The sequence below is a fragment of the Aliiglaciecola sp. NS0011-25 genome (assembly GCF_040370605.1).
GTDB lineage: Bacteria > Pseudomonadota > Gammaproteobacteria > Enterobacterales > Alteromonadaceae > Aliiglaciecola > Aliiglaciecola lipolytica_A.
This window is the reverse complement of record NZ_BAABWR010000006.1, coordinates 172,600-188,417: the sequence shown is the minus strand read 5'-3', so window position 1 is coordinate 188,417 and position 15,818 is coordinate 172,600. Positions and strand designations below refer to the sequence as shown.

Below are 15,818 nucleotides of genomic sequence, written 5' to 3'. Positions count from 1 at the left end.
CTGACACTTTATTTACCCAAACCTAAATATTTATTGATTTGCTTTGAGAGAATTCTCGTAATGAATACGATAACTCTGATTACTCGGTTCAATATCAAATGCTTTTTTACTCACTTCAATAGCACGCTTTATTTGTCCGTCTTCCAGTAATGCAACGCCAAGGGTGTCTAAAAGCTTAGGGTTCTCTGGACGCAAAGCCACTGCTTTTTGCGCATAGTCAACAGCCTTTTGACTATTACCGGCTTGAGTATAAAGCCATCCAAGATTGTTTAATGCAATAATGTTCTCTGGTAAGAACTTTACAATCATTTCATAATGCTCAATTGCTTTTTCTGGCTGGATATCCATGTAACTCTCAGCTAAACGCCCCCTTACATTGACATCATTAGGACGTTTCGCTAAGTGCTCTTCAAGAAAATCTATTGCGGAGTCAGCGTTCTCTAAATTAGCTTTCGCTTTCGCTATTAAAATTGCAAAGCGACCATCTAAACTCGCATTATAAGACTCTTCTAATAACGGCAACGATTCCTTAATTTTGCCTTCTGCAAAGAGTATTTGGCCATTAATACCTTTGACCGTAACCAAAGATTTAACTTGTTCAGGGAGATTATTCATCAGCCTTTTTGCAACAGATACATTACCACTCATTAAACTGTAATGAACTTCCATTACTTTAAACTCAGGGTCATCTTGATGATACCCCAAGGCTCGCTTAACTGTATCTAACGCACCGGACAAGTCCCGAAGGCCGTCATTGATATAGATCGCTCCCGTCCAAGGCTCTCTTCTTTTTGGTTCTAGTTGTTGCCAACGAGAATAAACATTCAAAGCATCTGTTGGTTTATTAAGCGCTAAATAACTATCAGCTTGAGCTTTCCAAAAGAAAAGAGGCATATCCTTAGCGGGCTTTATATTCTCTAAAATACTTAGCGCTTTTTGTGGTTCAACATTAAATACCAGTGCACGAGCATAATTGAGTTGCTTCATTAAATCATCTGGCTGCTTTTCATACATGGACTTAATTAAATCCAATGCTTGCGATTGTTCATCTTTGCCTTGTCGTGAAGCTTCAATAAAATAATCAAATGAACCTTGAACATACTCTGGATTATTCTGCGCAGCTGTTTTAAGAAGACTAAGTGCCTTATCTTCATTTCCATTTTGTTTAGCTAACTCAGCCAAAAATTTTAATGAAGCAGGATTATTAGGCGCAAGTTTAAGTATTTCATTATGAGTTTGCTCTGCTAGTTGATTTTGTTCAGACACTTCATAAATTTCAGCCAAAAGGTTGTAGGCGGTTATTTGTTCTGGTGCAAACGCAATCCAATTTTTTGCAACGCCAACCGCTAATTCATATTCGCCTTCACTCACATATGCTTGAGCTAAAACCAAACGTGCTGTTTCCATTTCAGGAGATAGTTCTATGGCCGTTATTAAATTTTCTTTTCCTGAATCATCTTTAAGAGATAATTTTAGAATACCAACACGGGTTAACTCTTCTGCGTTAGTTGGCTCGGTTTTTTTAGCCAATTCCAACATTTTTCGCGCTTTGGAATCATCTCCACTTTTTATTAGATCGAAACCAGCTTGGGTAAACAAAGTAACATCATTCAGATCATAACTTCCCATACCACCTAAAGTTTGCGCAGCATCAGTGCTATAGCCTAAGCGCAATTGGATTTCTGCGAAAAGCCTTTTTGCAGGATGTGAATCTGGAAGGACATTTTGTACTGCAGCTAAATGGTTGTGAGCTTGCTCTAGCTTCTGTAAATTATAAGATGAAACACCTGCAATAAGTCGTGAAGTGGGTGAATTAGAGCCCGCTGAAATAGCCTTTTCCATGGATGTTTTCGCAGCAGAGTACTCTTTTTTATTGAATTCAACGATTCCCCTAAATTCGTTTAGCTGTGGGTTATCTGGGAGCTTTTTAAGTAAATCAACTGTAAGTGATTCTGCTTTATCGTATTGCTCGTTTCGCAACAATGCATCGATAAGCAAAAAATTACCCTGTGCATCACCAGGTTTCTGCTCAACATATTCAGTGAAGTCTTTAATCGCAGTTGCATAGTCCCGTTGCTGCATGCTCAATTGTCCCTGCAGCAACACCGCTTCCATAAATTTCGGGTCTTCAGCTAGTAACTCTTCAAGAATGATTAGTGCATCAGTGACTTCACCATCGTTTAGTGCGTGATGAGCCCTTCCCAAACGACTATAGGATGAATTAGGATAAAGCTCAGACGCTCGCTTTATAGCTAGTTTTGCCCGCGAAACTTCATTTTTTCTAAATAGTGCTAAGCCTTTATATACCTGAGCGATCGCTTCAGTCTCGCTAGTGAGCCCAGTTAAACGCTCTACCACTTGAATTATTTCGTCATCTCGCTGTAAAAAATTGAGCGTACCTAAATAAAGAGGTAAAACTTCATTTTTAAAGTACCCTCCTTCAAAAGCTATCTTTAGTTCTTTTTCCGCAGAGTTCGAATTACCCCGTTGAAAATATACCGAGCCTAATAAAAATCTTGCTCTTAAGTTTTTAGGATCTGATGACAATGCATTCTTGAGTACGATTACTGCACTTTCAGTGTCATTTTGTAAAATCGCTTTTTCCGCTTCATCGATGTATTCGGAAGGTGTTTTTTGACTACACCCCATCATTACCAGAACAACAAGCAATACTCCGTATTTTTTAACTGAACACATATGTTTCTCTTTAAAGTTGGTATGAAATTTAGGAATTAGATGGGCCCGAATAGGGCCTATCTATGATGATTTTATCATTGAAATAGCTCAACAACTAGGCAATAAGCCCACTGGAATCTATCAGAACTTTAGTATTTAAATGGGTTTTATCAAGGCCTTTAAACTGCTTATGGTTAACCAATACAACCACTATATTAGCTCGCTCCAGAGCTGTTTCAATGGGTAACAATTCAATATCCGCAGCAACTAATTTATCCGGTAATGCATGGATATTAGGTTCAACTGCAAGCACTTTGCCCAATCCCATCTGCGCTAACCGGAGAGTAATATCCAAAGCAGGACTTTCACGCAAATCGTCAATATCAGGTTTGAATGCCAATCCTAAACAGGCAATTACAGGTCGTTTAAATTCGTCAGCAGCTTTTTGAACTTTGCCAATAACAAAGCCTGGCTTGCCGTCGTTAACTTCTCTAGCAGTACGAATAATTCTTGCTGTTTCGGGAGCCGAGTCAACGATAAACCAAGGGTCTACAGCTATACAGTGCCCACCAACACCAGGACCTGGCGTCAATATATTAACCCTTGGATGACGGTTAGCTAATGCAATTAAGTCCCATACATTGATATGCAATTCATCACATATCATCGATAACTCATTTGCAAAGGCAATGTTTACATCGCGGAAGCTATTTTCAGTGAGTTTGGCCATTTCTGCAGTGCGAGCGGTGGTTTTCAAACAGTTCCCACGTACAAACACATCGTAAAGCTCAATGGCTTTGTCACTGCATTCCGCGGACATACCACCGATAATACGGTCATTTGATACCAACTCTTCTAACACACGCCCAGGGAGTACTCGTTCAGGACAATGTGCCACAAACATATCAGGCTCTTGGCTACTGTGTCCGGGGAAGTGCAAATCTGGACGAAGTTCTTGCAACCAAGCAGTCAATTTTTCAGTAGCGCCTACAGGAGACGTTGACTCTAATACAATTAAATTACCTTTTTCCAATACCGGAGCAATGGCATTAGCCGCTTTTTCAATAAAACTTAAATCGGGTTTTTTACCTTCTTTAAAAGGTGTAGGGACGGCTATCATAAAAGCGTCAGCTGGTTCAGGTGTGAGGGAGGCTCTTAGTTTCCCCATAGTCACAGCAGCTTGAACAACCATGTCTAAATCAGGTTCAACAATATGTACCTTGCCTTGATTAATTGTATCAACAGCCTTTTCAGAGACATCAATACCAATCACTTCTACACCACGAGAAGCGATGACTGCGGCAGTGGGCAAACCAATATACCCCAAACCAATAACTGAAACTTTAGCAAATGCCATGTTTTTCCCTTAGTTATTTATAATTAAATCCGCTATTCGTTGACATGCTTTGCCATCTCCATAAGGATTATGGGCGAAAGACATTGCCTGATAAGCTTTCTCATCATTTAACAGCGCAAACGCATTTTCAACTATTTTATCGTAATCCGTACCAACCAATTTAACCGTACCGGCTTCAACTGCTTCTGGTCTTTCGGTTGTGTTGCGCATTACCAATACAGGCTTACCAATAGAGGGCGCTTCTTCTTGCACTCCACCAGAATCGGTAAGAATAATGTGAGCTCGGCTCATTAGGTACACAAAAGGAAGGTAATCTTGCGGATCAATTAGAAATACGTCTGGCGTATTTGCTAACAAACGATTGACCGGCTCTTGTACATTAGGATTTAAATGCACAGGATAAAGTACCTGTACGTTTTCTTGCTCGGCTAAGGTTTTTAACGCCCTACATATATTCTCAAAGCCATCTCCAAAACTCTCGCGACGATGGCCGGTGACGAGAATGAGCTTTTTACTTGCATCCAAAAACTCAAATCGACTGGCAAGTTCGCTATTCAATGCTGTATTAGTGGCTATTTTATTTTCCACCTGAATGAGCGCGTCTATGACGGTATTGCCTGTGACAAAAACAGAATCCTTAGATATGTTCTCCACCAACAAATTAGCTTCAGCTTTTGGCGTGGGTGCGAAATGCAGTTTGGTTAAGGCACCGGTTAATTTGCGGTTTATCTCTTCAGGCCAAGGACTATAGATATCACCGGTGCGAAGCCCAGCTTCCACATGACCCACAGGTATACGTTGATAAAATGCCGCTAAGGATGCTGCAAAAGTGGTTGTGGTATCACCATGAACTAAAATTAAGTCTGGTTTGGCTTCACTGAAAACATCCCGTAATCCCAACAATGCCCGAGTGGTAATGTCGTATAAATCTTGCCCAGGTTGCATTAAATCTAAATCAAAGTCTGGTGTCAGTTCAAAAAGCGACAATACTTGATCAAGCATTTGACGATGTTGTGCGGTCACACAAACTGACACATCTAACTGGCTATGTTTTTTAAGCTCAATTGCTAATGGCGCCATCTTTATCGCTTCAGGACGGGTCCCAAACACCAACATAATTTTTTGATATTTCATAATGACTCTTTATTGATTAGGTAAACTAGACTTTGGTTTCTACATATCCGCACAAGGCACCAAATGTCTCGAATATATCAGCGCTTATTTCATCATCATCGACCTCAACACCAAAAGTGTCTTCTATCGACGTTAACACTGTTACTACCGCCATTGAATCAAATTCAGGGATTGCGCCTAACAGGGGAGTTTCTTCATCAAATTCAACATCACTGGATAATTGTAAAACATCAATTAATATTTCTTTCACAGACGCAGCTGTATTCATACTCTTAGTACCTGTATTATTATAATTTTTTCGCTAGATAGAGCATTAATCTCTATCATCCGTTAATGTATTGTTCCATTATTTAAAGTAATAAGAAATAGTTGCAACCCATAAACAAGAGATAAGTATTAAAAATGGTAACGTTTTTTGATGAGTTAGTATCGGAATCAGCTAAACAGCATGCTCAAAAGTCTGCGTTAATTTTCAAACAAACGAAAATGACTTATGAAGAACTTGAAAATAATGTTTTGAATTTGGCCTGTGGTCTTCAATCTATCGGGGTAGAACGGCACGATCGGGTCGCGGTTTTCCTACCCAAATTGCCTGAGACTATCGTAAGTTTATTCGCAATTAGTCGCGCAAACGGTGTGTTCGTTCCAGTGAATTCGGTTTTAAAAGGGCCGCAAGTTCGACACATCCTAAATGACTGTGATGTCAAAATTCTGATTACTAGCAGTGACAGACTTAAATCTCTTGAACCGGTATTATCCAACTGCCCTGCTCTACAACAAGTAATACTCACCGACAAACTACCCGCGTTTAGCATTGATGGCGTGTCTTTTTCGTTACTCTCAGATTTACCAATTCAAGCGTTGAAACATGTACATCGCACCGACAATGACATGGCTGCCATCTTGTATACATCAGGCAGCACTGGCAGACCCAAAGGGGTTGTGTTGTCTCATCGCAATATTGTTGTAGGGGCAATTAGCGTCGCCGAATACTTAGAAAATGATCAATCAGATGTGCTTTTAGCACTGCTACCTTTGAGTTTTGATTATGGACTAAGCCAAATTACTACTGGATTGTTGTGTGGTGCAACCGTAGTGCTAATGGACTACTTTTTGGCAGGTGATGTTGTGAAAGCAATGGCGCAACATCAAGTCACCGGTCTAGCAGCTGTGCCGCCGCTATGGCAACAATTAATGAAAGCTAAATGGACAACAGAAGCAACCGAAAATTTACGCTATTTCACCAATTCCGGTGGTGCTATGCCGCAGGTAACCCTAACCTCGATTCGCGCAACATTCCCCAATGCAAAACCTTACTTGATGTATGGCTTGACTGAAGCCTTTCGTAGTACTTATTTGGCTCCTGCTTTAGTGGATCACAAAATCGGCTCCATGGGTAAAGCCATTCCTAATGCAGAGGTAATGGTGGTTAGAGAGGATGGCACTGAATGTGATGTCGATGAGCCCGGTGAACTGGTCCACAGAGGTCCTCATGTCAGCCTAGGCTACTGGAACGATCCGGCTAAAACAGCTGAACGATTTAAACCTGTGCCCGCTCAGCTTGGCGGTTTAGTATTGCAAGAAATGGCCGTTTGGTCAGGAGATACGGTTAAACGAGATGATGAAGGCTTCCTGTACTTTGTAGGGCGCAAAGATGAAATGATTAAAACTTCGGGCTACCGAGTCAGCCCAATGGAAGTTGAGGAGGCATGTTATCAAGGAGCCAGTGATATTGCTGAGGCCATAGCCAGTGGTGTAAAGGACTCTGAGCTGGGGCAAGCCATTACGTTATTGCTTGTACTCAAAGAAAATGCAAAACATTCCGAAAAAGAAATATTGGCGATGTGCAAAAAGGCCATGCCCAATTTCATGCACCCCAAATACGTCGAATTCAGAACGTCGCTTCCACGCAATCCAAATGGTAAAGTTGACCGCAGTTTGCTTAATAAAGAAGTAAAGGAAAAGTACGAAAATGTCTAAACCCACTCCCGTGCACGCCCCTATGGACCAATTCGAGACCGATCATCAGCAGATTTTAGTGGGTGGAAAAAATCTTGACACCATCGAAGCAATGCTTGATAAATCAGTGTTTTATGCTTACGACAAAAAAATCGTAAAAGCACAAATAGACAAATTTAATCAAGCAATACCTGACGCAATAAAATTACATTATGCAATTAAAGCCAATCCCTACCCGCCACTGGTGAATGCCATGTGCGAATGGGTAGAGGGCTTCGATGTAGCATCGCAAAAAGAAATGTTAATTGCTATCCAATCTGGTATGCCGGTAAAAGACATTAGTTTCGCAGGTCCAGCCAAACAACAAGCTGAAATTAAATCCGCTATTTGTGCCGGTGTCACATTACATGTGGAATCAGAGCTGGAACTAGCGCGGGCCATCGAAATAGGTCAGCAAGTAGGAATATTGCCGATCATTGCGTTTCGCGTTAACCCTGCCTTTGAGCTCAAAGCCTCGGGTATGAAAATGGGGGGTGGTCCGAAGCAGTTTGGTATTGACGAAGAACGTTTGTTTGAAATTCTGCCAACACTCGATTACAAAAAAATACAATTTCGCGGTTTCCACATATTTTGGGGATCTCAAAACCTCAAACAAGAAGCTATTATTGATGCCCATAACAATACATTCGAATTAGCCCAGCGTCTTTTAGATGTGACTCCAGTTAGCGTCGAAACAATTAATTTAGGGGGTGGCTTTGGTATCCCATATTTTCCAGGAGAAACTAGATTAGACCTTGCACCAATTGGAGATAATCTGGCGACACTGTTGTCTAAATATCCAAATTTAGCTCAAATGGAACTGATCATTGAATTAGGTCGATTTGTGGTGGCCGAAGCTGGAATTTATGTCAGTAAAATAACGGATAAAAAAGTGTCGCGGGGCCACACCTACTTAATGACCAATGGTGGTTTACATCATCACCTTTCAAATTCAGGTAATTTTGGTCAAGTGATTCGTAAAAACTACCCAGTGGCAATCGGTAATAAAATGAATCTAGGCCAAGGCACAGAAGCCGTTACCGCCGTCGGTCCTTTATGCACTCCCTTAGATACGCTAGCCGACAAAATGATGTTAACAGACCCGCAAATAGGCGATTGGTTGGTGGTATTTCAATCTGGTGCTTACGGTCCAACAGCAAGCCCTCAAGACTTTTTAGGCCACCCACATGTAGTTGAAATTTTGCTGTAAATTAATCTGGCTTAATAGTTTATGAAATTTTATAAGGCTGGCGTTAAAAAGCTTGCTATCGCTTGCGCTTTTTTCGTCTTTATTGCTTCTGCAGTTGTTCTGATTTTTCTACAAACAGATTACGCAAAAGAGCTAACAATCAAAGGCCGTCAGTACGTACAAATTAATCTGCATAAAAATTGGGGAATAAGGCTTACGCTGTTAAAAAGTGCTGACTTGTTCCTCAAACTCATACCTCAACCATCACTGATTCCGTTTGATAAAGAAGCCTCTGGGGTTGGAGTTGACCATAACAAAATAATTGATTCTCACAGTATTAAAGCACTGTCATTACTCGCTTCCAATTTTTACCCCGTGCAAAACGTCGAAGAGTTACGATCTGCAATGTTGAAGGCTCGAAAAGGCGATGTGATTCTGCTCTATCCAGGTCATTATTCTATTCTAAAACGTCTTGAAGTGAGACACCACGGTAGTCAAGACAGTCCTATTCGACTATTAAGCAGCGTGCCGGGTACCAGCATTTTGGAAATTAAAAATACAGAGGGTATATATTTAAATAAAAGCAATTGGCGCATTGAAAATCTCACATTCCAAGGAGCCTGTGGTCAACAAAGATATTGCGAACATGCAATCCATATGTATGGTAATGCTGATCAAACCCAACTAATTAATAATCAATTTATCGATTTTAACGCCGCCTTGAAAGCCAATGGAAACTACCAACAAAGCCCCGCAGTATTTGCTGATAACGTGTTAGTACAACACAATGATTTTTATAATCAAACCTTACGAAAAACCGACACCCCAGCGACGCCAATAGATGTGGTAGGAGGAAACAATTGGCTTGTTGATAACAATTTCATTGCTGACTTTGCTCGCCAATTAAGTGGTAGAGTTTCAGTAACATACGGAGGGTTTATGAAGGGCGGAGGCTCAGGTGGTGTGTTTAGCAATAATGTGGTGAATTGTGCGTGGCATTTACCTTATCAATCGAGCTTAGATGTTCGGGTGGGCTTATCATTCGGAGATGGTGGCACTCAGGATCAATTTTGTCAAAATACAGATTGTGAGTATGAGCATTTTGCGGGAAAGATAAAAAATAACTTGGTGCTTAACTGTATCAATGATGTGAGCATCTATCTCAATAAAGCTGCCGACACAGAAATAAGCGGAAACACCATATTGAACTCTGTCGGTATAGATGCTCGCTATAAACAAACTTCAGTGAAAATATTTGATAATAGATTAAATGGGCGTATTAATGCCAGAGACAATGCATTTATAAGTCAACGAGACAATGTTATGGTTAAATAACAGCTCACAGCCTACTCAGTTAAAATGAAAAACTTATTTTTATCTTTATATTCTTTAATATTTTTCACGCTGCCTTCTGAAGCACAAATATTCGACAACAGTGTTACCTTCAATTACGCCAGTAATATGGCCCAAATATATTGGCCTGAAGGTAATTTTGCTAAATTCCATAAAAAGTATGCCCGGCATTTAAATGAGTTTGAAGTTCAGGATCTGGATCGTGAGCACACTATTAGCATCGACCTATCGTCTGTTAAATTAACTAATCCACTAATGATTACCATTTCCGCCGCCCCAGGAAACAAAGGCGTGGCCGATTTCCACAGCGTTGAAAAAGGTGGATACAATGCACCTCAATTAACCTTTGTAGAAGGCGATAAAAAGCGTTTATTGTTAGCGGAAATAGATACCTTTGTGGCTAAAAAAAATCGTAAACCAGATGGATCTAAGTCGATTATTAAAGCTGGAGGTGGACATAGTGTGCTGCTGAAATTCCAGTTTAGCGAAGATATCGATTGGCAATCTTTGAAAAATCTTAAGTTACTTCTCACCACGACAAAACGTCAGTACGGCAAGTCGACGCTGCAAACAGATCAAATAGATTATGTTCCGCCATCTCGGCTGCCAGAAGTTAACGGGATTGCACAAAAATACATACTAGATAAAGGAATTAAACAAGATAGCGCAGTTTATTATGCAGATGATTTTGACGAGCAAAGTTGGTTAAACGAGATTAAGAATAAAATTGGCATGTCTGAACCCAAATGGCAAAACACTGGAGAGTTACAATTTATAAAACACAAAAACGTTAGACACTTTACTGGTCAGCCCGGCAACAGCGTGAATATTCAATTTAGAACTTCTCGTAATCTAGCCGGTAACCTCGACTATTATTTTGCTAAGGAAATTGGACGTGAGCCCGAAGAAGCTTATTTTAGATATTATTCGATGTTAGCTCCAGGCGCTAAGGTTAGTGGTGGTGGAAAACTGCCAGGCTTCAGCGGCACATACAACAAAGCCGGCTGGGGTGGTCGGCCAAACAATGGAAAAAATGGGTGGTCGGTACGTGGATCATTTTTTCAAACTGTGCCTTCATCAAACCTTGAATGGGGAGGCCGAATGCCAATCGGTAGTTACCTTTACGAAGTGGATACCAAGAACAAATATGGCAAAACTATATCTTGGGGAGACGAGTTATCGACAATGAAACCGGGACGCTGGTATTCAATTGAACAATATATCAAATTAAATACCCCTGGTGATAACGATGGTATTTTCAGAGTATGGATAGATGGAATACTCATTTATGAACGGGAAAATATGCACTTCAGAGATACGGATAAACTTAAAATAGAAAAAGTATGGTTAAATTATTATTTTGGTGGCGTCGCTAAGCCTAAAAACAACTTCAATATGTATCTCGATAATATCGTTATTGCATCAAGTTACATTGGTCCAGTTAGAAAATAGCCGCCTATTTAGGCGGCTAAGATTAAAAGTAGAATTCCATACTCAATTGAACAAAATCATCACGGCGATATTGATAAATAGGTTCATCTGGCGTATCGCTAGAGAAAAACCAGGCATCAAGACGCCACTTCCAGTTGTCACTGATTCGACTGGATGCTTCAATAAAGCCCGAACGACTATTAGTTTCATCTAAATCTTGCACAATACCAAACAGAATTTCAGTGCCATCAATATCATTGTAGACAACGCGGGTACCAAGCATTAAATCATTCTGCGACGGTGTGAGCAGAGTATTGTCCCGACCATCATATTGGTACTCCATCAGCCACCCCAAATCAAATTGAGTGTCAAACACACCAACAGTGGTATATTCAAATCCTCCCACTAACGCAGTGTAATCTTCAGCTGTAGTTTTACGGCTTATTCCTTCAAACTTAATAAGCCAAGATCCCATTACCGCAAGAAGATCGATACCAGCCTGTTGCATTTGAGGATAATAAGGTCGAAGCAAAGCCGAGTCTTCATTTAATTCAGGAACTAAAATAGGCTCTCGAGAAGTACCATCAAAGTAAGAGACCCCAACTTCCCACATTCCTAACGTGTGCTGCCAACGGGCTGCCCAATCAACATTATTTTCATCATCATCCGACTCATAGAGTGGATTATCAGTATCAACGTCTAGCGCGAACCTTGGTCGTCCATCTAATCCGGCAAACGTACGTTCACGAAAGTAAGGTAAAACGAAGACAGAAGTGGTTCCCCAATCTCTAATTAACGAAAGGTTGACCATGGGTTGGCCAAGCTTATCTTCACCATCAATGGCTTCAATCGAATCAGTTTGGTTAATAACATCAACCAGATGTAAGGATTCTGTTTGTCCCCAAAACACTTTACCCACGCCGGTACGCATTTCCCAACCGTCACCAACGTGCAACCAGATAAGTTCGCGAATATCAGCATGAGTTCGCTCATCGTCGTTTTGATCTATGCGATAAAAAGGTTTGAACGAAATGCTATCATCGCCATCATTGAAAGCTTTGTAGATTTCAGCATACCCGTAGATAGAAAAGTTCGCACGGTCCTGCTCTTCATACAAAGCATCCTGCAAAAAATAACGTTGTTCAATCACTGCTGAGCCGCGAATTTCAATATCACTGGCGGCTGAATTAGAAGCAGTAAATAACAACGCTAAGCATGTTAGAGCAGCGGTACTACCTCGCCCGTTTGAGACTATTCTTGTCAAAGTCACTGTCCTCTAGTCCAGTTTTAAACTCAATTTCATGGGTAATAAGCTCGGTACTTTTACCATTTTGCTCATTAAACATTTCAGTGCGCAATGCACGCCAATATTTATCTAAGTATAAAGTATACTCATCTAATTCAAGGGTTTTTAATAAACTATTTTTCTTATCAAAGTACTCTATTTTGTAAGGGATGTATCGTTCTTGATCTATCCAAACCTTTTGTCGAGTGTAGCCAGAAAACTCATCTACAGGTGTTTGTTCAACCACAAACATTTTTCGATTTTTGTAGGTTTCATCAGTAATATATTTAAAAGTATATTTCTCAACTTCAAACGCTGTCATATCTTCATACGCAAATTCACTGCCCATAAATGGACCAGATTTATTGCGCGATGCAATTCGCTTGACTCGTTTTAACGCAGGCAAATAAATCCATTGTTCATCGGGCTTTTTGGCATGAGAGAAATTAAGAAATGCGGTTCCATTTACATCTTTGGGCTCATCAAATATAGTGAGCGACTTGTCCCCCCCATCTAGATTTTCAAGCCCATGCAAACGCATCGCCCGCTCAGTTTCTTGCCCTTGAGAGTTGCGCAAAATCATAGTTAATTGAGCCACAGAATCTCCCCAACCTCGATCTCGCAATTTACGCTCTTTGGCGATTTCTAACCCTTTTTCCTGTGGCGATTGTGCCACCCCTTCTTTGCCGATTGTGCATAACATGAATACAGTAAAAAAAAGACCGAAACGTTTAATATGAATTTGATTAAATTTCATTGCTTGCTTCCTCAGACAAATTTTGTTTGTCAAACATCAATAGAAAAGCGGGTAAAAACAGGAAATCGACAGCTAAAGCAACGACAATAATAATACCTGTTAACAGCCCCATATCAGAGTTTAGTGCAAAGCTGGATAAAGTTAAGACAGCAAACCCTAAAGTTAAAACCACAGTGGTTACCCAAAGCGCTTTACCAACACTTTTAAAAGCATATCGCACGGCATTTTCAGCAGATTCACCGTGTTGCCGCGCATGCTGGTATTTACTTAAAAAATGAACGGTGTCGTCGACTATTATACCTAAAGCCATACTTAATACGACTGACAAGCCCATATTAATTTCGCCCGAGTATAGTCCCCAAATGCCAAAACCAATTGCTGCTGGTAATAAATTGGGGATTAAACTTATGGCCCCCATTTTCCAAGATTTCAGCGCAAACATTAAGATGACACTAATTAAAACCAAAGCCAAAACTGTACCTCTAAGTAAACTATTCATATTTGCTTCACCGATGTGAGCAAACATTAAGTTTTGACTACCAGCAGTTAAGCGCAATTCTGGGGCATTTTCTTCGACCCACTGATAAGCTTGCTGTTCAAAAGAGGTAATTTCTTTACTGCCTAAGGTTTGCATAGTAACAAAGATTCTAGTTCCCGATTTATCAATATTTAACTGATTATTAAGGTCTAAGTTAAACGGTAGTGACATTTCATAAAGGAGTAAAAACTGTGCGGCCAATGGCTGGCTTTCTGGCAAACGATAATACGCTGGGTCATCGCCATGCATATTTTTATTAAGCCGTAAATAAACATCACTAATTGTAGATACGTTGTCCACCTCTGGTCGTGCTTTTAACCACTGACTAAATTCATGAATATGTTTCAGACTGGTCGGCTCGTTAATTCCCGACTCTTGTTCGGTAAATAAAGCAAAATCTATTGTTGTCATACCGCTTAAAACTTGCTCTTGATAATCTGCGGCAATTTTGAATTCCGCACTATCATCAAAATATTCAACAGGAGTGTCATTTATCTTGTTCATAAGTGACGTACCTATAGCGGCAACAACCACTACAACAGTAAAGGGTAATATACGTTTATGGTGGGCTATTACCCACTCTCCAATCTTTACGAAGCTATCATTGCCGCTATGTGATGCTTTAGCTGCTTTTATTGGCAAAACTCGCAGTATAGAAGGCAGAAAACTAATCGACATAACAAAGGCTATCATCACACCTATTGCGGTTAATGTGCCTAAATCAGCCAGCGCAGGGACATTTGAAAAGTTTAATGTTAGAAAACCAATAGCAGTTGTCGCGCTGGTGATAAAAATAGGCTTGATATTCAGTTGCATACTGGTTTCGATAGCTTCTAATTTTCCTTTACCTTGTCGTAACTCATATAACAAAGACGCGATAACATGCACACAATCGGCCACAGCTAACGTCATAACCAAAGTCGGAACGTTAACTGTTGCAGTGGTTAAATCAAACCCAATCCAGCCGCCGATCCCCATTGTTGAGACAATTGAAAGCGCAACCACCAACAACGTCACAAAGGTGCCAACAAAAGACCGTAATAACACGCCTAAAACCACTAAAATAACAACAAACATCAAAGGTACAAGGGTTGAAGCATCGCCTTTCGCCGCGGTTTCAAAAGCAGAATTCATAAATACAATGCCGGTATGATGAAATTCATGGTCGGGATATAACAATTCATACTTGGCAGTTAATTGTTTTAGAAACTCAACAATCTCAGCGGTTTCTTTGGTCTTATCCCCATCAGGAAGATTAACCGTCACGGCCACAAGCGCGACTTTTCCGTCCGCGTCTACTAATCGATTAAGTAAATTCGGTTCTACTAAAGCAACACTTTTTACTCGCTCAACCAACGCATTATCGATCTTGTCGGAATCAAGTATTAATTGCTCAACTATCATGTCATCGTCTTCAGCCCAAGTATGCTGAAAGTTGGCGATTGAGTCGACGCGACTAGATAAGGGCGTTTGCCAAGCGTCTTCGGTAAAGTCAGCTATTAATTTTAAGGTAGTTGGGTTGAAAACATTTCCCGTTTTTGGCGAAATTAGGATATTGGCGTTTTCGTTTTTACTAAAAATAGCCTGCATCTCTTCAAATGCAATTCGCTGCGGGTTATCTTTCTCAAAATAAACTTTATAATCACCGTTGAAGGCTAATTTCTGCGCACCTGCCCCACACAGGACAATAAATATTAGACTTAGAAATATTGTTAACCAGGGTCTATTTAAAACGGTATTCAACCACAAACTGCGCATTTTTAATCCTCTAAGGGGGGTAAATTGATCGCATTGCAATGCATTAATATTAATTTGCAACAATACATCAATAAGCCAACAAATTCTTTATAAAGCAGATGTTTAACATAATAGTTTAATCCTTCAACAAACACCTAATTACTACCCCATACAATTTTTCATGCCGTATAAAAAAATATTTTTTTATACTTTCCAATTCATCAAAAGAAAAACATAAACCTTTGTTAAACATGTATTTAATCTTAACCCGCTGTCTATTTAGCAGTAAATTTCGGACATCTTTATCACAGTTTGTTTTGATCTTTTGTTAAAAACATGTAGTATTAATCTCAACTGGTCAGA

The 15,818-nt window shown here is 40.1% G+C and carries 11 protein-coding genes; 4 read left to right on the top strand and 7 right to left on the bottom strand.

Going from position 1 to position 15,818, the window contains the following annotated elements:
• Positions 1 to 30: 30 nt before the first annotated feature.
• The 4 genes from prsT to ABWV72_RS07325 all read right to left on the bottom strand — a co-directional run bounded on the left by prsT (position 31) and on the right by ABWV72_RS07325 (position 5,435).
• A complete protein-coding gene (prsT, locus tag ABWV72_RS07340) occupies positions 31 to 2,697 on the bottom strand; it encodes an XrtA/PEP-CTERM system TPR-repeat protein PrsT (RefSeq protein ID WP_353369632.1) in 2,667 nt (888 codons plus the stop codon).
• A gap of 94 nt (positions 2,698 to 2,791) precedes the next feature.
• Entirely contained in the window at positions 2,792 to 4,033 is a 1,242-nt protein-coding gene (wecC, locus tag ABWV72_RS07335; RefSeq protein ID WP_342807233.1) for a UDP-N-acetyl-D-mannosamine dehydrogenase, read from the bottom strand.
• Between the two features lie 9 nt (positions 4,034 to 4,042).
• Complete coding sequence (gene wecB, locus ABWV72_RS07330) at positions 4,043 to 5,167, bottom strand: non-hydrolyzing UDP-N-acetylglucosamine 2-epimerase (RefSeq protein WP_342807231.1); 1,125 nt, start codon at positions 5,165 to 5,167, stop codon at positions 4,043 to 4,045.
• A gap of 25 nt (positions 5,168 to 5,192) precedes the next feature.
• Entirely contained in the window at positions 5,193 to 5,435 is a 243-nt protein-coding gene (locus ABWV72_RS07325) for an acyl carrier protein (protein WP_216049989.1), read from the bottom strand.
• Between the two features lie 134 nt (positions 5,436 to 5,569).
• On the opposite strand from ABWV72_RS07325, the gene ABWV72_RS07320 reads away from it, so the two are divergent.
• The 4 genes from ABWV72_RS07320 to ABWV72_RS07305 are packed head-to-tail and all read left to right on the top strand — an operon-like array spanning position 5,570 to position 11,159.
• The gene (locus ABWV72_RS07320) at positions 5,570 to 7,147 is read left to right on the top strand and encodes an acyl-CoA ligase (AMP-forming), exosortase A system-associated (RefSeq protein ID WP_353369629.1); all 1,578 of its coding nucleotides are present in this window, start codon (positions 5,570 to 5,572) and stop codon (positions 7,145 to 7,147) included.
• The gene (locus tag ABWV72_RS07315) at positions 7,140 to 8,375 is read left to right on the top strand and encodes a pyridoxal-dependent decarboxylase, exosortase A system-associated (protein ID WP_216049987.1); all 1,236 of its coding nucleotides are present in this window, start codon (positions 7,140 to 7,142) and stop codon (positions 8,373 to 8,375) included. The genes ABWV72_RS07320 and ABWV72_RS07315 overlap by 8 nt, the downstream gene beginning before the upstream one ends.
• Before the next feature lie 21 nt (positions 8,376 to 8,396).
• The gene (locus ABWV72_RS07310; protein WP_353369627.1) at positions 8,397 to 9,689 is read left to right on the top strand and encodes a chondroitinase-B domain-containing protein; all 1,293 of its coding nucleotides are present in this window, start codon (positions 8,397 to 8,399) and stop codon (positions 9,687 to 9,689) included.
• A gap of 24 nt (positions 9,690 to 9,713) precedes the next feature.
• Positions 9,714 to 11,159 carry a polysaccharide lyase gene (locus ABWV72_RS07305; protein ID WP_216049985.1) on the top strand — a complete coding sequence of 482 codons (1,446 nt, stop codon included), beginning with the start codon at positions 9,714 to 9,716 and terminating at the stop codon, positions 11,157 to 11,159.
• Between the two features lie 22 nt (positions 11,160 to 11,181).
• Here the strand turns inward: ABWV72_RS07305 and ABWV72_RS07300 are convergent, their stop codons facing one another.
• Genes ABWV72_RS07300 through ABWV72_RS07290 form a run of 3 tightly spaced genes read right to left on the bottom strand, consistent with a single transcriptional unit; the run spans position 11,182 to position 15,476 of the window.
• Positions 11,182 to 12,402, bottom strand: a complete 1,221-nt coding sequence (locus ABWV72_RS07300) for a hypothetical protein (protein WP_353369624.1) — start codon at positions 12,400 to 12,402, stop codon at positions 11,182 to 11,184.
• The gene (locus tag ABWV72_RS07295) at positions 12,371 to 13,180 is read right to left on the bottom strand and encodes an outer membrane lipoprotein-sorting protein (protein ID WP_353369622.1); all 810 of its coding nucleotides are present in this window, start codon (positions 13,178 to 13,180) and stop codon (positions 12,371 to 12,373) included. Before ABWV72_RS07295 ends, ABWV72_RS07300 begins: the two co-directional genes overlap by 32 nt.
• Positions 13,170 to 15,476 carry an efflux RND transporter permease subunit gene (locus ABWV72_RS07290; protein ID WP_353369620.1) on the bottom strand — a complete coding sequence of 769 codons (2,307 nt, stop codon included), beginning with the start codon at positions 15,474 to 15,476 and terminating at the stop codon, positions 13,170 to 13,172. The genes ABWV72_RS07295 and ABWV72_RS07290 overlap by 11 nt, the downstream gene beginning before the upstream one ends.
• Positions 15,477 to 15,818: the final 342 nt, after the last annotated feature.